Source organism: Burkholderia sp. E168m23 (assembly GCF_016586125.1).
Taxonomy (GTDB): Bacteria; Pseudomonadota; Gammaproteobacteria; order Burkholderiales; family Burkholderiaceae; genus Burkholderia; species Burkholderia orbicola.
The window spans coordinates 1-898 of record NZ_BCPP01001537.1 but is presented as its reverse complement, the minus strand read 5'-3'; the positions used below and the strand labels follow the sequence as shown (position 1 = coordinate 898).

Annotated in this window: 2 protein-coding genes; one reads left to right on the top strand and one right to left on the bottom strand. The window is 68.4% G+C overall.

Annotated features, from left to right (window positions below):
• Position 1: 1 nt before the first annotated feature.
• Complete coding sequence (locus JMF90_RS38730; RefSeq protein WP_023477362.1) at positions 2 to 406, top strand: thioesterase family protein; 405 nt, start codon at positions 2 to 4, stop codon at positions 404 to 406.
• A gap of 117 nt (positions 407 to 523) precedes the next feature.
• Here the strand turns inward: JMF90_RS38730 and JMF90_RS38725 are convergent.
• Positions 524 to 898, bottom strand: a 375-nt coding sequence (locus JMF90_RS38725) for a LuxR C-terminal-related transcriptional regulator (RefSeq protein WP_201326512.1), incomplete at its 5' end; no start/stop codon positions are given.

The following is an 898-nucleotide window of genomic DNA, read 5'->3' as shown; positions in this document are numbered from 1 at the left end:
GATGTCGATGCCGATCCGCTGGGGCGACATGGACGCGTTCGGCCATGTGAACAACACGGTCTATTTCCGCTACATGGAGCAGGCGCGGATCTCGTGGTTCGAGCAGCTCGGCATTGCGGGCGGCAACGGGGAGGGGCAGGGGCCCGTCATCGTCACCGCGTCGATGGAATTCCTCAAGCAGTTGCACTATCCGGGCGACGTGATCGCGAGGATGTCGGCCGCGAAGCCCGGCCGAAGCAGTTTCGATACCGGGTTCGAGCTCACGCGCGCGGACGATCCGCAGCATGTCTACGCACGCGGTAACGCGCGCTGCGTGTGGGTCGACTACGCGCTCGGCAAGTCGGTGCCGCTGCCGCCCCTGCTGCGCGACACGATCGAGCGCGCGCTCGCGGCGAAAGTCGGCTGAGCGTGCATACCGGCAGGCCGGCACCGGGTCGCCGGTGGCGCGCCGTGCCCGTTGTTTCCCCCGGTCGGCCGCCGCGTGCGGCCGATCGTCATTCGAGCGCTGCGACGCAATGCGCGCTCACTGCCCGAGCAGGCGCTGCAGCAGCTCCGGCGTATTGTTCGTCCCGTATTTGCGCATCAGCCGGGCGCGGTAGATGTCGACCGTGCGCGAACTGATGTCGAGTACGCGCCCGATCTGCTTGCTGGTCTTGCCAGTCGCGAGCTGGGCGGCGATCTCGCGCTCGCGCGGGGTCAGCTCGACCGCGACGCGGCGCGTCGCGCTCAAATCCTCGAAGGTCCAGACGCCCGCCGCGAGCGGCGCGGTGCGGTCGAGCGCGCGGCCCGTCACGTGGCACCAGAACAGTTCGCCGTCCGCGCGCTTCATGATTCTGTCATCCGAGTAGACGCCGTTCGCGACCATCACGCGTGCGATGCGCTCGCCGATTCGCTGGAA